Origin of the sequence: Pedobacter frigiditerrae (assembly GCF_032678705.1) — a bacterium.
GTDB classification, from domain to species: Bacteria; Bacteroidota; Bacteroidia; order Sphingobacteriales; family Sphingobacteriaceae; genus Pedobacter; species Pedobacter frigiditerrae_A.
The window spans coordinates 597,771-613,620 of record NZ_JAVTSS010000002.1; the positions used below are offsets into that span (position 1 = coordinate 597,771).

The 15,850-nt window shown below is 34.1% G+C and carries 13 protein-coding genes and 1 pseudogene; 8 read left to right on the top strand and 6 right to left on the bottom strand.

What is annotated here, in order from left to right; translation table 11 throughout:
• Nucleotides 1–91: 91 nt before the first annotated feature.
• Nucleotides 92–1,327, top strand: a complete 1,236-nt coding sequence (locus R2Q59_RS13230) for a serine hydrolase domain-containing protein (protein WP_316785828.1) — start codon at nucleotides 92–94, stop codon at nucleotides 1,325–1,327.
• Between the two features lie 81 nt (nucleotides 1,328–1,408).
• Here the strand turns inward: R2Q59_RS13230 and recG are convergent, their stop codons facing one another.
• The 5 genes from recG to R2Q59_RS13255 form a co-directional block, all read right to left on the bottom strand.
• Nucleotides 1,409–3,514 carry an ATP-dependent DNA helicase RecG gene (recG, locus tag R2Q59_RS13235; RefSeq protein ID WP_316785829.1) on the bottom strand — a complete coding sequence of 702 codons (2,106 nt, stop codon included), beginning with the start codon at nucleotides 3,512–3,514 and terminating at the stop codon, nucleotides 1,409–1,411.
• A 6-nt stretch (nucleotides 3,515–3,520) separates the two neighbouring features.
• Nucleotides 3,521–4,423, bottom strand: coding sequence for an EamA family transporter (locus R2Q59_RS13240; protein WP_316769712.1), 903 nt, complete (start codon nucleotides 4,421–4,423; stop codon nucleotides 3,521–3,523).
• A gap of 5 nt (nucleotides 4,424–4,428) precedes the next feature.
• Entirely contained in the window at nucleotides 4,429–4,809 is a 381-nt protein-coding gene (locus tag R2Q59_RS13245; protein ID WP_316785830.1) for a RidA family protein, read from the bottom strand.
• A gap of 84 nt (nucleotides 4,810–4,893) precedes the next feature.
• Nucleotides 4,894–5,034, bottom strand: coding sequence for a DUF6728 family protein (locus tag R2Q59_RS13250; RefSeq protein WP_316785831.1), 141 nt, complete (start codon nucleotides 5,032–5,034; stop codon nucleotides 4,894–4,896).
• 72 nt (nucleotides 5,035–5,106) lie between these two features.
• Nucleotides 5,107–6,456 carry an OmpA family protein gene (locus tag R2Q59_RS13255; protein WP_316785832.1) on the bottom strand — a complete coding sequence of 450 codons (1,350 nt, stop codon included), beginning with the start codon at nucleotides 6,454–6,456 and terminating at the stop codon, nucleotides 5,107–5,109.
• Between the two features lie 172 nt (nucleotides 6,457–6,628).
• On the opposite strand from R2Q59_RS13255, the pseudogene R2Q59_RS13260 reads away from it, so the two are divergent.
• Together R2Q59_RS13260 and R2Q59_RS13265 are read left to right on the top strand one after the other, a co-directional pair.
• Nucleotides 6,629–7,009: pseudogene (locus R2Q59_RS13260) on the top strand (aminopeptidase P N-terminal domain-containing protein); the annotation flags it as partial.
• A gap of 132 nt (nucleotides 7,010–7,141) precedes the next feature.
• Nucleotides 7,142–7,918: a M24B family metallopeptidase gene (locus R2Q59_RS13265; protein WP_316787305.1), complete on the top strand. Its 777-nt coding sequence runs from the start codon at nucleotides 7,142–7,144 to the stop codon at nucleotides 7,916–7,918.
• Here the strand turns inward: R2Q59_RS13265 and meaB are convergent.
• Complete coding sequence (meaB, locus tag R2Q59_RS13270; RefSeq protein ID WP_316785833.1) at nucleotides 7,905–8,801, bottom strand: methylmalonyl Co-A mutase-associated GTPase MeaB; 897 nt, start codon at nucleotides 8,799–8,801, stop codon at nucleotides 7,905–7,907. The two genes, R2Q59_RS13265 and meaB, sit on opposite strands and share 14 nt — an antisense overlap.
• A gap of 127 nt (nucleotides 8,802–8,928) precedes the next feature.
• On the opposite strand from meaB, the gene R2Q59_RS13275 reads away from it, so the two are divergent.
• From R2Q59_RS13275 to R2Q59_RS13295, 5 genes are read left to right on the top strand one after another with little or no spacing between them, the layout of a single operon-like run.
• On the top strand, nucleotides 8,929–10,758 hold the full coding sequence (locus R2Q59_RS13275; RefSeq protein WP_316785834.1) for an ABC transporter ATP-binding protein: 1,830 nt from the start codon (nucleotides 8,929–8,931) through the stop codon (nucleotides 10,756–10,758).
• Nucleotides 10,759–10,793: 35 nt separating this feature from the next.
• Nucleotides 10,794–13,049: a glycosyltransferase gene (locus R2Q59_RS13280; RefSeq protein ID WP_316785835.1), complete on the top strand. Its 2,256-nt coding sequence runs from the start codon at nucleotides 10,794–10,796 to the stop codon at nucleotides 13,047–13,049.
• Between the two features lie 5 nt (nucleotides 13,050–13,054).
• Nucleotides 13,055–13,894 (top strand): glycosyltransferase family 2 protein, encoded by an 840-nt coding sequence (locus R2Q59_RS13285; RefSeq protein ID WP_316769725.1) that lies wholly within the window; start codon nucleotides 13,055–13,057, stop codon nucleotides 13,892–13,894.
• Entirely contained in the window at nucleotides 13,891–14,904 is a 1,014-nt protein-coding gene (locus R2Q59_RS13290; protein WP_316785836.1) for a glycosyltransferase, read from the top strand. The genes R2Q59_RS13285 and R2Q59_RS13290 overlap by 4 nt, the downstream gene beginning before the upstream one ends.
• A 24-nt stretch (nucleotides 14,905–14,928) precedes the next feature.
• Nucleotides 14,929–15,837 carry a glycosyltransferase family 2 protein gene (locus R2Q59_RS13295; protein WP_316769727.1) on the top strand — a complete coding sequence of 303 codons (909 nt, stop codon included), beginning with the start codon at nucleotides 14,929–14,931 and terminating at the stop codon, nucleotides 15,835–15,837.
• The last annotated feature ends 13 nt before the right edge of the window (nucleotides 15,838–15,850 follow it).

The following is a 15,850-nucleotide window of genomic DNA, read 5'->3' on the forward strand; positions in this document are numbered from 1 at the left end:
TTTATAAATGCGGCAATGTTTAAAACTCTTTTGCGTTTAAAAAAGCAATAATCCTTAATTTGCAAGCTTTTAAAACTGTCTATCTATATCTATGAAGTTTCGTCTACTAGTTACAGCGTTAGCGCTTACCATTATATCTATATCATCTTGTACTACCAAAGAAGAAAAAGCTAAAAAGGCAGCTGCCGATAAAAAAGTAAGAGTCAAAGAAGACGATAAAGCAGACAGCGCATTAATTACTTACAACCCTAAAAATGAAGATAAATGGATTGCAGGTTTTGCTGATAATTTGCACAGAAAATACGGCTTTAATGGAAATATACTGGTAGCTAAAAAAGGCAAAATTATTTATCAAGGCGCTAAGGGTTGGGCAGATTATCTTCATCGCGATAGCTTAAAAATAAACTCGGAGTTTGAACTGGCTTCTATTACCAAAACTTTTACTGGGGTTGCCATTATGCAATTGGTTGAAGCAGGAAAGCTAAAATTAACTGACGATGTAAAGAAATTTTATCCAAATTTCCCTTACGATGGTATCACTGTAAAACTACTTTTATCCCACAGAAGTGGAATGATGAACTACGTTTATTTTATAGATGACATTTGGCGCAAGGAGAAAAAAGACCAGAAAAAAGGCGTTTCTAATAACGATGTAATGAATGTAATTGCCGAAAAAAAACCTAATCCTTATGCTAAACCAGATAAAGTTTTTCATTACAACAACTCAAACTTTATGGTTTTGGGAGCAATTATAGAAAAGGTTACGGGGAAAACCTACGCCGAATATATGATGGAGCATGTTTTCAAACCAGCTGGGATGAAACATACTCACGTTTATTCTACCACGGTTTACCCTAAAATTCCTGTTGATGTGGTTGGCCACGATAGAAATAATTTCAGATACTCAGTGGTACAAAATTTTTTAGATGGCCCAGTTGGCGACAAAGGAATTTACAGTACCATACATGATTTAGTACTGTATGATAAGTACTTGAAAAACGAGAGATTACTAACCAAAAAGAGTTTAGATTCTGCTTTCGTTGGTCGCAATAAGCCTGTTAATGGTCACTTTAATTATGGTTATGGTTGGCGTATGTTCGATGGAAAAGGAATGGACAAAGTTGTTTACCATACAGGTTGGTGGCACGGTTTCCGCCACATTTATATCCGCGATTTAGACAAAGATATTGTGGTAATTTTCTTAGGCAACAAAACCAATGGCAGCTTAATGCATTTAGATGAATTATTTAAATACCTAAAAATGCCAATCATTAGAAAAGGTGCCTATACTGGTGCTGGTAGTTTACCAGGTACAGACGAGGATTAAAACCACAAAGGTTTTGTCATGCTGACGCAGGAAGCATCTCTTTTATGAGATTCTTCGCAGGCTCAGAATGACAAGACTCAACTACGAAATTTTATCAAAAGCAATTGCTCTTGTTCGCTTATCGATATAATTTTTCAATAGCACATTTTCAGGATTACCCAACATAGCATCTTTTTCAAAGATGTCTATCACAGTATTTCTTGCTTCTTGTAAAATGATTTGGTCTTTAGCCAGGTTTGCCATCTTTAATTCTAAAACACCGCTTTGTTGTGTGCCAGTTATATCACCTGGTCCACGAAGTTGTAAATCAATCTCAGAAATTTCGAAACCATTATTGGTCTTAACCATTGTTTCTATCCTAAGTTTTGAGTTTTGGCTGAGTTTATTTCCAGTCATCAAAATACAAAAAGATTGTTCAGCTCCACGACCAACCCTCCCTCTTAATTGATGCAATTGTGAAAGCCCAAATCGCTCTGCGTTTTCTATAATCATTACAGAAGCATTTGGCACATTAACCCCAACCTCAATAACAGTTGTAGCCACCATAATTTGGGTTTTGCCTTCGATAAACCTTTGCATCTCAAACTGCTTATCAGCATTTGGCATTTGTCCGTGAACTTTACTAATTTGATAATCGGGCAATGGAAACTCAAATTGCATTTGTGCCAAGCCTTCTTCTAAATGCATTAAATCAAGTTTTTTGCTCTCTTCAATTAATGGATAAACAACATAAACCTGCCTTCCTTTAGCGATCTCCTGCTTCATAAAGCCAAACATCCTCAATCGTTGCCCTTCAAACAAATGTTTTGTTTCAATTGGTTTTCTTCCAACAGGCAATTCATCTATCACAGAAACATCTAAATCGCCGTATAAAGTCATAGCTAAAGTTCGTGGAATTGGTGTTGCAGTCATTACCAAAATATGAGGCGGAATTACATTTTTACGCCAAAGTTTAGCCCTTTGCTCAACGCCAAAACGATGTTGTTCATCTATAACAACAAAGCCTAAATTTTTAAACTTGACCTTATCTTCAATCAGCGCATGCGTACCAACTAAAATATCAATCTCCCCGTTTTCTAATTGTTCGTGTAAAACAGTTCTTTGTTTTTTAGTTGAGTTTCCTGTTAATACGGCAACATTCACCAATTCACCTTTCAATAAATCCACTAACGATTGATAATGTTGCCTAGCTAAAATTTCTGTAGGTGCCATCATACAGGCTTGGTAACCGTTATCATTGGCCAATAACATACTCATTAAGGCAACTACTGTTTTTCCACTTCCCACATCACCCTGTATAAGGCGATTCATTTGGCTTCCCCTCTGGGTATCTATTCTAATTTCTTTAATAACTCGCTTCTGTGCACCTGTTAAATCAAATGGCAACATTGTGTTATAAAAAGTATTTACACGCTCTCCAACCGTATTAAATAATGCTCCTTTAAACTTTAAACTCCGCAGTTGCTTGTTGTAAAGTAATTGAAGCTGAATAAAGAAAAGTTCCTCAAATTTCAATCGCCTTTCAGCGTGTTGCAACATTGTCGTATTTGAAGGGAAATGGACATTGATTAACGCATCTTTTCGACTAATCAGTTTGTATTTATCTAGGATATATTTTGGTAGTGTTTCCCTTACTTCATTAATGTGTAATTCAATTATGTGATGAATTAACTTCTGTATGCCCTTACTATCTAAGAAACTCTTTTTAAGCTTTTCTGTCGAGTTATAAATAGGTTGCAATGTTAGGTTTCCCGTAATGCCTGTTTGTCTGGGATAGGGCTCTAAATCTGGATGAGAAATACTAAAGCCGCTGTTAAAGAATGTTGGTTTGCCAAAGACGATGTATAAACTGCCTCTCATGATGTTATCTTCAACCCACTTTAAACTTTGAAACCAAACCAATTCCATTGTGCCAGTATCATCAGTAAATTTGATAACAATTCTCTTTTTGTGCTTTTCGCCTATGGTTTCCTTGCCAGTTACTCTACCAATAACTTGTACCAAAGGCATATCAGGATTGAGCTCATTAATTTTGTAAAAACGAGTTCTGTCTATGTACCTAAAAGGATAGTGATTTAAAAGTTGCTCATAGGTAAACATTCCCAACTCCTTTTGCAAAAGTTCGGCACGTTTCGGACCAACGCCTTTTAAGTAAACAAGAGGAGTATCTAAATTTGAAGCAAACAAAGCAATCTATTTTCTATTAAAAGTAAAGATATCTTTTATCAAGTTCCAATTAAATAGAAAAACTGCAAACAACAATAATAGATATGCCAATAGCTGATGAAAGCTAATATGTTCATCAAAATATAAAACCGCAACTGTAAACGCAATAATTGGATTCAAATATATAATTACACCTAATGTTGAAGAAGGAATTCCTATTAGTGCATACAAGCTCAAAAAAAGAGGAATAACCGTAAACAACGCTGCAATTACTATAATGTGACCCCAAAACCATCCGCCAGTTGGAAAACCTTGATGATGATAAATATAGAATGGTAACATTAAAACTACTGCCAGCGTAATCTGACAAGCCAGTACATTTAACTTATCTAAGTGTTGCATTTTACGCTGAATGATTAAATAGAAGGCATAAAGAGCTGCTATGATAACCGACCATAATACTTCTATAAAAGAGCCAGTTGCCAGCATAATTATGCTTAACAAAGCAATACCGAGTGATATTAGCTTAATTCTAGAAAGCTCTTCTTTTAAAATGATAAAACCGCCAAAAGCAGTAATCAAAGGACAAACCATATAAGCAAATGCACCCGATTTAATACTTACATTATTTATGGCATAAATAAATGTATACCAATTTAGAGTTAGCAATACAGTTGCCCCAATTATTTGCCAAACAATAATCTTCCTTTGTTTTGGCAATGCCGATTTAAAATATTGAATATCCTGCTTAAGATATTTCCTTCTAAATAATAAGATGGCAATCCAAATGACTATTAAAGAAGTGAATGTTCTGTAATACAATATTTCTTCTGAAGGATAAGCCTTTAAATTCCTTAATGGAATTGAGAAAAACCCCCAAATGGCAACAGAAAGAAATGCAGCTAATAAATACCTTGATTTGGATTTCAACAATCTTATGCTTTATATGCAGTGATTGAAATTTCTACATTAACACCTTTTGGTAACCCCTTTACCGCAACAGTTTCACGAGCTGGGTAAGCTGATTCAAAATAAGAACCATAAACTTCATTTACTTCAGCAAATAAACCCATATCTGACAAAAAGATAGTTGTCTTTAAAATGTGTTCAAATGTATACTCTGCTTCCAATAAAACTGCTTTAATATTACGCATTACTTGATGAGTTTCTTCTGCTATAGATGTTAAGGTCAACTCTCCATTTTCGGGGTTGATAGCTACTTGACCCGAAGCAAATAAAAATCCGTTGGCAACTATGGCTTGGCTATATGGGCCAATTGGTTCTGGCGCACTGGTTGTATAAATTACTTTTTTCATCCGTTTTGTTATTGTTTTAAAAGTGATGAAGCTACTATGATTTTCTTATTGATAAGCTTTGACATACTAGTTTCGTCTGTATTTTTATTTTAAAATAAACCATTGAATTAACTTCCAAGTTATTCCTCCCACAAATAAAATAATCGCAACTGCATTAATAACATGCATGATCTTGATATTAATATTTGTTGGCCTATTGGGGTCTTGTTTTCTAAAGAAGTACATATTGCAAATGTAGGTATAAAAAAAAAGTACCGACCAATTGGTCGGTACTTTTTTATATCGAATTAAGAAAGATTAGTTTCTTGTAGTCTCAACACGACGATTTTGGATACGACCTTCTTCAGTATCGTTAGAAGCGATTGGATTAGCTTCGCCAAAACCTTTAGCAGTAACTTGACTAGCGTTAACGCCAGAGTTTACTAAGTAAGTTTTAACAGAATTTGCTCTGTCTTTAGATAATTTCATATTGTAAGCAGCAGTACCTTCGCTTGAAGCGTAACCTTTAGTAGTTACTTTACCACCGTTTTCTTTCAATACTGAAGATAATTTATCTAAAGTAGGATAAGATTCAGTTTTTAATACTGAAGAGTTGAATTCAAATTGAATAGTTTCGAAACCTGAAACCATTGGAGCTGCAGTACCAGTGTTTTCAACAACTGGAGCAGGAACTGGAAGAGGACAACCTGAACCATCAACTTTAGTTCCAGCTGGAGTACCAGCACATTTATCAAATTGATCAGCAACACCGTCACCATCAGAATCTTTTTTCAAATCTTCAACAGATTTTTCAACGTTAGAAACACGGTTTTTCAATGCTTCAACTTCTTGACGTAATGTAGGATCTTTTAATTCATCATACATTAAAGCTACCGGGTTAACCCAATCCAAGTTTGGTTTAGCTTTTGAACCTAAAGAGAATTCTAATCCAGCAGAACCGTAAGAAAATTTATCTTTAGAAGTACCATTAGCGTAAACTCTATCTACGTTATCACCATCAACAAAGTTAGCAGTATAAGCTAAATTGAAAGCTACACGATCAGAAACTTTAAATTTAACACCAACACCTACAGGAATGTAAGCTTGTTTGATATAATCGTTATCGCCATTTTCACCATATTTACCAGAGTTATCTACGGTTGTACCGTTAGCTTGAGTAGTAGTTGGGTTAAAAGCCATTAAACCGTAACCAGCACTTACAAAGAAGTTAACTGAATTCTCACGTTTTAAGAAATCAACTGTTCCAACATTAATAACACCTCTTAAATCAGCTGCATATTGGATTTTAGTTTCGAAATCTTTAACTCCGTTTAAAACACCACCAGTAGCATCTTTATTAGTTCCTGATAGTTTACCACGCATAATGTTACCTTCTAATCCGAAAGCATGTGATAATTGTTTACGTAATGAGATACCGTAACCTAAGTTAACATCCCAGTTAGTAAAATCGTTAGTACCACCTGTCACAACAACTGGAGATAAAACACCAGCATTAATACCTAATGACCAAGTTCTGTACTGCGCTGTTCCACCAAATACCTTGGCAGAAGAAGAGGCTGGAGCATCCTGAGCATTAGCAAGAGTAGAAACTCCAACCAAAGCTACAAGAGATGCGGCAACACCCTTTTTTAAAGTAGAATAATTCATAATTTTCTTTTTTAAGGTTAAACAAATATTAATTGTATAATTTTTTGTAAGACAAAATTAAACAAATTTTTATAATCTCAAAACATTACACAAACTCTGTTCCAAACTTCAAAAATTTAGTTCATTTAATTACATTTGAATAATTGATCTTCAAATCTAAGTTAATAATTCCATGAAATACAAGCAAATAAACAATTCTCTATTTATTAAGAACCGAAGCGATTTTAAAACCCTATTACAACCAAAATCAGTCGCTATATTTCATTCAAACGATGAATTTCCTAGAAGCGGTGACCAAAATTTTCTTTTTAAGCAAAATTCAGATCTCTTTTATCTTAGTGGAATAGATCAAGAACAGTCTGTTTTATTGATTTTCCCCGACTGTCCTAATCCTTTGTATAAAGAAGTCCTGTTTTTAAGACAGACCAATGATCACATAAAAGTTTGGGAGGGGCACAAATACACTAAAAAGCAAGCACAGGAAACGTCAGGTATAACAAATGTCTATTGGCTTGATGACTTTGACAATATTCTTCACAGCATAATTCACTATGCCGATCATATTTTTCTTAACACAAACGAGAATGACAGGTATGCCCACACAGTGCCCTATCGTGATATTAGATTAATTAACGAATTAAAAAGTAAATACCCACTACATAAATATGAGAGGGCCGCTCCTTTAATGAGGCAACTACGTGCCATAAAGTCCGATATAGAGGTAAATCTTACCCAAAAAGCTTGTGATATTACTAGAGATGCCTTTAATAGGGTTTTGAAATTTATAAAACCAGGTGTAATGGAATATGAAGTTGAAGCAGAGATCATTCACGAATTCATTAGACAAGCTGCAACGGGCCACGGTTATAATCCGATTATAGCTAGTGGCAATAATGCAAATATCCTCCATTATACCGACAACAATCAAGAATGTAAGGATGGAGAATTGATATTGCTTGACTTTGGAGCTGAATATGCGAACTATAATGCAGATATGACAAGGACAATCCCTGTGAACGGAAAATTTACACCTAGACAAAAAGAGGTATACAATTCAGTTTTATATGTGCTAAATGAGTCGAAAAAGCTAATGGTTGCAGGAGCAATTTGGAATACCTACCATGAGCAAGTTGGTGAGTTAATGACTGAGCAGCTAATTAAGTTAAAGTTAATTTCTTCTACAGATGTGAAAAATCAAAATCCCTCATATCCAGCCTACAAAAAATATTTTATGCACGGAACTTCGCATCATTTAGGTATAGATGTACATGATTTCGCAGGGCGATACACTCCCTTCGCCGAAGGTAATATTTTAACTTGCGAACCTGGAATTTATATTCCTGAAGAAGGGTTTGCTGTTAGATTAGAAAACGATATTCTTATTACAAAAGATGGAAATTATGATTTAATGGGCCATATCCCAATAATTGCAGAAGAAATAGAAGAAATTATGAATGCCTAAGCCAATCTTGGGTAAATTGATAAACATTAAAATCCTGTTTTGACAAGGCTTCTTTAACATCGTTAAGAAGCCTTGTTTTATCTATATCTTTCATTTTTTGGTTTTGAATAATTTTATAAGCTTTATCAGCTATTAAAAATTTTCTTTTTTCATTTGTGTCGATCTTTTCTTCTAATATCCAGTCACATAACTCAACTATACCTGTATTTTTATCGGCAACTGTTTTAAAAACCGGAATAGCTTGATGCTGTTCATTTACTAACTTCTTTAGGTTATTTGCAAAAACATCTGCCCCCTCTCTATCTGCTTTATTTATTACAAATACTTGAGCAATTTCCATTAATCCAGATTTAATATTCTGAATTTCATCTCCTGATTCTGGCACCAAGACCACACAGGTCTTATCGGCTAAACCCGCTATTTCCACTTCAGATTGCCCAACCCCAACTGTTTCAATAATGATTAAGTCAAATTTTGCCGCCTTTAACACATCCACCAGCTCCAGTGTTTTTAATGACATACCACCTAAAGCACCTCGAGTAGCGATAGAACGGATGTAAACATTTGGATTGTTAAATTGTTGAGCCATTCTGATTCTATCTCCCAACAGAGATCCAAAATTAAAAGGTGAGGTTGGATCAACTGCCAAAATAGCAATTTTTTTTCCTGCAACAACTAGGTTATTTGTTATGGCGTTTACTAGCGTACTTTTACCTGCTCCAGGGGGGCCAGTGATACCTAAAACCAGCGTGTCGTTAATTTTTAGAGATTTAAGTAGATCACCAGAAGGCTCAATATCATTCTCAACCAAGGTTAATGCCCTAGCAATTGCCCGAAAATCTCCTTCTTCAATTCCCCTTTTTAAATCTTGATGCAAGTTCATTTACTACAAATAAACAGAATTTTATGAGTTTTGCCATTGATAAAATTATTAAAGTTTACAGTACACAAATTCTCATTTAGCTAAACAAACAACAAAAACCGTAACTTTGTGTTCTTTATACCATTAAATGAAAACCTATTTTAGATTATTATCTTTTGCAAAACCTATAGAAAAGTTTGCTATACCTTATGTTATAGCAACTATACTTTCAATCGTATTTGGCACACTAAATCTTACATTATTAGTTCCACTATTTGAAACGCTAATGCCACAAGCAAAAAATGCTGGCAAAAGTCTTACAGAAACGGCTACTTCTTCCTTCGACATTACTGGTCAGTTTAGAGATTTAATTGGACAGTCTAAAATTGAAAATGGAACCTCCCAAACTCTAACCTATGTATGCTTGGCAATAGTAGGCTCAGTCTTATTATCAAACATTTTCCGATATCTATCTCAAAGATACATGGAGGATTTACGTGTACATACTTTATTAAACCTACGTAAAACCGTTTTCAATAATGTTATGGATTTACATGTTGGTTTTTTTAGCAATGAAAGAAAAGGTGACATTATATCTAAGGTTGCCTCAGATGTTCAAGTAGTTCAATTTACAGTTACAAATACTTTACAAGTTGTTTTTAAAGAACCCTTAACATTGATATTCTATGTCCTTGTACTACTATCCATCTCTGTTAAACTTACTTTATTTTCTCTTTTGGTAATCCCTATTTCAGCCTTTATCATTAGCAAAATAGTAAAAAGGATTAAACAACAAGCTAAAGAAGCACATGAGTCTTTTGCAAAAATGATAGGTTTCTTAGATGAGGCATTAGGAGGAATTAAAATTATCAAAGCCTTTAATGGTATAGATAGAACTAAGGATAAATTTCAAACAGAAAATATTATCTATTCGAACCTTAACAGGAAAATGGTAAGGAGGCAACAATTAGGTTCTCCAGTATCTGAGTTTCTAGGGGTTGTTATGGTAGCATTAATTGTTTGGTATGGAGGTAATTTAATCATTAGCAATCAGCCCGATGCTTTATCAACAAGTCAATTTATAGCTTATATTGCACTTTTTTCACAGGTTATGCGCCCTGCAAAGGCTTTAACAGATTCGTTTAGCGGTATCCATTCTGGAATTGCAGCCGGAGAAAGAGTTTTAGATTTAATAGATACAAAACCAGAATTAACCAATAAACCGAATGCCATTGCCTTAACTGATTTCGATAATGCACTTGCGTTTGAAAATGTATCATTTAATTATGGAGACAAACAAGTTCTAAAAGAAATTAGCCTTCGCATTGAAAAAGGCAAAACTGTTGCTTTGGTGGGCCCATCAGGTGGAGGGAAGAGCACTTTAATGGATTTAATTCCACGTTTCCACGATCCATTATCTGGCACTATAAAAATTGACGGCCATAATTTTAAGGACTTAACAGTTGAGAGCATCAGGGGTCAAATGGGGATAGTAAACCAAGAATCCTTTTTGTTTAATGATACCATTTTTAATAATATCGCTTTTGCAAAACCAGACGCCACAGAAGAGGAAGTTGTTAACGCCGCTAAAATTGCAAATGCGCATGATTTTATTCTAAACACAGAAGATGGATATAAATCATCGGTTGGAGATAGGGGAAATAAACTATCAGGCGGACAGAAGCAAAGAATTTGCATTGCTAGAGCAGTTTTAGCAAACCCACCTATTATGTTATTAGATGAGGCTACATCAGCATTAGATACAGAATCAGAGAAATTGGTTCAAGATGCTTTAAATAATTTGATGAAAAATAGAACATCAATAGTTATAGCCCACCGTTTGAGCACTATACAACACGCGGATAAAATAGTTGTGATTGATAATGGCAAAGTGGCTGAAGAAGGGACTCACAGTGAACTAATTGCACATAAAGGGATTTATAAAAGGTTAATCGATATGCAAGCATTTAACGATTAAGTTAATTGCAAAGAATTAAATCACTTCGTCCAAAAATGAATAAACTAACACGTTGGATAGATTTTACGAATGAAAAGGTCTGCTTAAAGATCAATCAAATCTATTTACAGAAAATAGATTCGGGCTATTCAACGAATATTGTTTTAAATCCATTATTTTATCCATATTATATTCTACGACTATTTTTAGTTGGACTTAATGTTTTAAGATTTAATAAACAGCTATACCTTCCATATAGCTGGGCGCTAGATAAAAAACAACAATTACCACTTAGCTCATCTAAAACTGTTGAAATCTTATTTACTTTGCTCGGTTTAAGATTTTTCTCTAAGCCTAATCAAGATCCTTATTATTATAACAAACAAGTAAATAAAATTGAACTTTCATTCGAAGAACACACTACTCCGACCGTTTCTATAATAGTACATTCTGCCAACGAAAGAACTACATTAGAAGCATGCTTAAAGTCAGTATTTTTAAACACACATAAAACCGATAATTTTGAAGTAATTGTGGTGGATAACAGTAATAACGCTGAAATCTTAAAGTCGGTAAAAGATAGTGCAGGTGTCACTTATATTAAAGATGAAACACTTTCAAAAAATTTAAGCTCGTGTAAAAAAGCAATAACGATAGCGAAGGGAAAATATATTTGTCTCTTAAATGCCAAAGCAATAGTTTTGCCTTCTTGGCTAGAGTCCTTAATCGAAACTATTCAGGATGATCCAGAAGTAGGTTGTGTTGGATCAAAGATTTTGTCTCAATATGGATTAATTAAACAAGCCGGAGGAGTTGTAGATCAAAGCGGAAATTATTCCAATTATGGAAGCTATCAACATGTTAGGGCTTTTAACTGTGACTATAAACGACCTGTAGATTTTTGCGATACAGTTATACTATTAAGCAAATCTGATTTAAATGAAGTTAATGGATTTGACAGCAATATAGAGAGTCCAACCTACCAAGTAATCGACCTATGTTTTTCAATTAGGCATCAGCTTGGGAAAACCGTTATCTATCAACCATCATCCACTATATTAATTATAAGTGGAAATAACAGAAGAAACGCATTTAAGAAACTTCGCGAAAACGATTCAGCATTTTTATCAAAATGGAAAAGTATTCTAGGCAATCAATATCAATTTCTTAACATTGAAGCTGCTGCCACAAGATTTTTACCGCAAAAAACAATAAGCGTAATCGACTCTTACCTCCCATTTTTCGATAAAGAATCGGGCTCAAATAGGTTGTTTCAATTATTAAAAATATTTAAAAAACTAGGTTACCATGTTAAGTTTATTCCTCATGATGGTAAATATGTTGCACCTTATTATAGAATTTTAACTTCCAAATTAGGCATTCCAGTAGCGTATAATTTTTCTGGCAAAAAACAATTCAAATCATCCATCTCTGCATTGGTTAAAACCAGTGAAATATTGTGGATCAGCAGACCAAACTTAAACTTAAAATATCAATACCTTGTACAACGCTTCGCCAAGATAAAGTGGATTTATGACACCGTTGATCTTCATTATGTACGTTTTCTTAGACAAGCTGCTAAAGAAAATAAACCCAGACTTATTAAAAAAGCTGCAAAATTTAAGAAATTAGAACTGGCGTTGGCAAGTGCAGCAAATGCTACCATCGCTATTACAGACGTAGAAAAAGATATGCTGCTTAACGAAAACATAAAAAATGTTTTTGTAATCCCAAATGTTCATTCACCAAAAACCTTTGAACAATCAAAGATTTTTACCGAAAGAAAAGGGATTGTGTTTATTGGTGGCTATGGTCATCCACCAAATGTTGATGCGGCAATTTGGCTGATAAAGGAAATAATGCCTTTAGTGATAGAAAAGCTAGGTGATATACCCATATATCTACTTGGCGCCCACCCTACTCCAGCAATATCTGAACTTGCAAGCAAAAATGTTTTTGTACCAGGATACTTACATGATGTAGATCCTTACTTTTTAAATTCTCGCATTTTTGTAGCTCCATTAAGATATGGAGCTGGTATGAAAGGCAAGATTGGACAAAGCTTAGAGTTTGGCTTACCAATTGTATCAACTACTATAGGCGTTGAGGGGATGAATTTAATCCATAATCAAAATGTATTAATTGCCGACAATACAGAGAGTTTTGCTAATCAGATTATTCGGCTTTACCAAGACCAGCAGATCTGGGAAGAAATAAGAAACCAATCCCTAAAAGCAATCTATGAATACACTCCAGAAATGATTGGAGAAAAATTACAATCTTTGTTTGAAAAAATTCAACAAACAAGCTGATCCTGATGTCGAGTAAAATTTCAATCATAACTATAAATTACAATGATAAAAATGGCCTTCAGAAAACGATAGCTAGTGTGGCTAGTCAAAATTGGCAGGAATTTGAATTTATAGTGGTTGATGGTAATAGTAATGATGGGAGTAAAGATATCATTGAAGCCAACAAACATGCTTTTACACATTATGTCAGCGAGCCAGATTCTGGAATTTACAATGCCATGAACAAAGGCATAAGATTGGCATCAGGCACTTATTTATTATTTCTAAATAGTGGTGATATTTTGTTAAATGAATACACCTTACAGAACGCTCAAGAATATATTGATGACAACTATGGAATTTATTATGGTGATCTAATCTATCAACACCCTAATAAACAAAGAGAAAGAATATTACCTGAGAAACTGACCTTCTTATTCTTTCTAGAACATAGTTTATCTCACCAAGCAAGTTTCATCAAAAAAAGTCTATTCGACGAGATTTTCTACTATAACGAATCATATAAAATAGTGTCAGACTGGGAGTTTTTCATTTACGCCATCTGTAAAATGAATGTGTCGTATAAACACATTCCGTTAGTTGTCACGATTTATGATGTGGCAGGTATTTCTTCCTTAAAAGATAATTATCGGTTAATGTTTGAAGAACGAAATCAGACTTTATGTAAATATTTTCCTGCTTTTATCGACGATTATCAATCTATCACCGCCCTAGGCTCAAAAAGAACAAAGCAGTTTCTTTTTATTGGAAAACACAAGTTAGCCTGGAGCCTGTTAAAGGGTATGATGAATGTCATCCTACTTTTCTTAAAAAAAAAATCTCTCAATAAAACCGATTATCGATGAGTACGACAAGCTATACAAATCAAAACAGCACTTTAAAAGATGGCATCAGCGTTATTGTATGTACCTACAATGGTGCGGGTAGATTACCTAAAACATTAGATTACCTTGCCAATCAAATTGTTAACCCAAATCTTAATTGGGAAGTAATCGTTATTGACAATTCATCATCTGATAGCTCAGCTATAATTGCTACTCAAGAATGGGATAATCATAACAATAAGAAAATTGGTTTCAAATGTATGATCGAGCCCACGCCAGGTAAGATAAATGCGATGGCAACAGGAGTATTACAGAGCAAATACTGTTTCTTTATCAATTGTGATGACGATAATTGGCTTTCCCCCAACTATGTTCAAAATGCTTATGACCTACTCAAAAGCGATGAAAGTATTGGTGCCGTAGGTGGCCTTTCTATTGCCACAACTGATGGCCAAGAGTTACCTACGTGGTTTGAGACTTATCAATGTGGCTATGCCGTTGGTCCTCAAGGAGAACAAAAAGGCGATATCAGCAAAAGAGGCTATCTATTTGGAGCCGGAATGGCAACAAAAACTGAACTATTTAATTTGGCATATGCTAAATTACCAACCATGCTAGTAGGCAGACAAGAAAACAAATTAACGGCAGGAGATGATAGCGAATACTGTCAACGTTTAATATTGATGGGCTATAAACTAGTTTATGATCCTGATATGTATTTATATCACTATATGCCTTTAAATAGATTAACTGAGAGTTATAGACTGCTACTTTATGAAGGATTGGCAGAAAGTAATTTTATTTTAGATAAATATCGTTTAATTACTCAATTGAAATTGAAAGTCGAAAAGCACTCTCTTGAATGGCTTAGACTTGTTATCATTACACCCTTTAGGATTCTATTTACGACATCACTAAAGAAGAAGACGAAACGTATAAATACATTAAGATATTTGCTAAAGTTAGATTATCCCAATGATCCAATCTTACAATCAATTGTGAAATTTGAAAAAAATTTTGTTAGCTCATAGATCTATAATCGCAACTATCAAATTATGCCTAAAGTTTCCATAATAGTTCCTAATTTTAATCATGCGCCCTATTTAAAGCAGCGTATTGATAGCGTATTAAATCAAACATATCAAGATTTTGAACTTATTATCATGGATGACTTTTCCACAGATAACAGTCGTGATATTATTAACCATTATGCAAGTTGCTCTAAGGTTAGCAATATCATTTATAACGAAAAAAATAGTGGCAATACATTTAAACAATGGAAAAAGGGTGTTTCATTAGCAGTTGGCGATTATATTTGGATTGCAGAAAGTGACGATTGGTGCGAACCAACACTTTTGCAGACGTTAGTTGACGGAATAGAAAAAGACCCCAATTGTGCAATTAGCTATTGTCAATCTTATTGTGTTACTAAAGATGATAATATCAGGTTCCAATCTAGCCACAACAAATTATCTGAAATTGTTGAAGGAAAAACCTACATCCAACAATACCTTTCTGTACCTATTGCTATTTTTAATGCAAGTATGGCCTTATGGAAAAGAGATCTATTTCACTTAATACCTGACGAGTTAACTTCATTTAAATTTTGTGGCGATTGGTATTTTTGGATTAACCTTTGTAAACATGGAAATGTCCATATTAGTGGCAAACTCTTAAACTATTTCAGAAAACATGAAAACGATGTGAGTGGAAAAGCTTATCAGAGTGGCTTAAACTTCATCGAGGAATTGAAAATTATTTCTTGGCTTTATCAAGATAGCTTAATCACAGAAAACATCTATTATAAAGCATTTAAGAAAAAATATATTGAATATTGGCGTGTAAAAACCACAATCCCTAAAGATAATCGCATACTGATCAAAGCCCTTTTTCGTCAATCTTTGTCCACTAAAACTAGTCTGATCAAATTAACACCAATAGCTATATTTAAGACATTGAAATAAAGTGCAAGTCACC

Coding starts and splice junctions, on each gene's coding strand:
- R2Q59_RS13230 (WP_316785828.1), top strand. CDS start 92: ATGAAGTTTCGTCTACTAGTTACAGCGTTAGCGCTTACCATTATATCT.
- R2Q59_RS13245 (WP_316785830.1), bottom strand. CDS start 4,809: ATGAAAAAAGTAATTTATACAACCAGTGCGCCAGAACCAATTGGCCCA.
- R2Q59_RS13250 (WP_316785831.1), bottom strand. CDS start 5,034: ATGTACTTCTTTAGAAAACAAGACCCCAATAGGCCAACAAATATTAAT.
- R2Q59_RS13255 (WP_316785832.1), bottom strand. CDS start 6,456: ATGAATTATTCTACTTTAAAAAAGGGTGTTGCCGCATCTCTTGTAGCT.
- R2Q59_RS13265 (WP_316787305.1), top strand. CDS start 7,142: ATGAGGCAACTACGTGCCATAAAGTCCGATATAGAGGTAAATCTTACC.
- meaB (WP_316785833.1), bottom strand. CDS start 8,801: ATGAACTTGCATCAAGATTTAAAAAGGGGAATTGAAGAAGGAGATTTT.
- R2Q59_RS13275 (WP_316785834.1), top strand. CDS start 8,929: ATGAAAACCTATTTTAGATTATTATCTTTTGCAAAACCTATAGAAAAG.
- R2Q59_RS13280 (WP_316785835.1), top strand. CDS start 10,794: ATGAATAAACTAACACGTTGGATAGATTTTACGAATGAAAAGGTCTGC.
- R2Q59_RS13285 (WP_316769725.1), top strand. CDS start 13,055: ATGTCGAGTAAAATTTCAATCATAACTATAAATTACAATGATAAAAAT.
- R2Q59_RS13290 (WP_316785836.1), top strand. CDS start 13,891: ATGAGTACGACAAGCTATACAAATCAAAACAGCACTTTAAAAGATGGC.
- R2Q59_RS13295 (WP_316769727.1), top strand. CDS start 14,929: ATGCCTAAAGTTTCCATAATAGTTCCTAATTTTAATCATGCGCCCTAT.